1 pseudogene is annotated in these 340 nt (G+C 47.1%); it reads left to right on the top strand.

Going from position 1 to position 340, the window contains the following annotated elements:
* Positions 1 to 84 precede the first annotated feature (84 nt).
* Positions 85 to 340 (top strand): annotated as a pseudogene (locus PSI23_RS22210) (site-specific DNA-methyltransferase); the annotation flags it as partial.

The following is a 340-nucleotide window of genomic DNA, read 5'->3' as shown; positions in this document are numbered from 1 at the left end:
CGGATAACGAATCCAAGGTCGCCAAGTGCGGCCTTTTTGTTTTCTGGCTGCACCAACAGAGCGGGAGGCGGAGCAGTGAAATACATGGGAAGTAAATCCCGTATCACCCAAGAAAATGTCGATCAACTTAAACAGCTTTTCCCTGAGGTATTTTCGGAAGGAAAAATCGATTTTGATGCCTTAAAAGCTGTACTTGGTGAAGTCGTTGATGACTCAGATGAGCGCTATAACTTCACCTGGCAGGGCAAGGCTCGCGCACGTCAAATTGCTCAGATGCCATCAACCGGTACATTACGGCCTTGTAAAGAAGAGAGTGTTAACTGGGATACTACCGAAAACC

The sequence above is a fragment of the Xenorhabdus yunnanensis genome (assembly GCF_028598805.1).
In the GTDB taxonomy this organism is placed as follows: domain Bacteria; phylum Pseudomonadota; class Gammaproteobacteria; order Enterobacterales; family Enterobacteriaceae; genus Xenorhabdus; species Xenorhabdus yunnanensis.
This window is presented reverse-complemented; position numbering and strand designations above follow the sequence as displayed.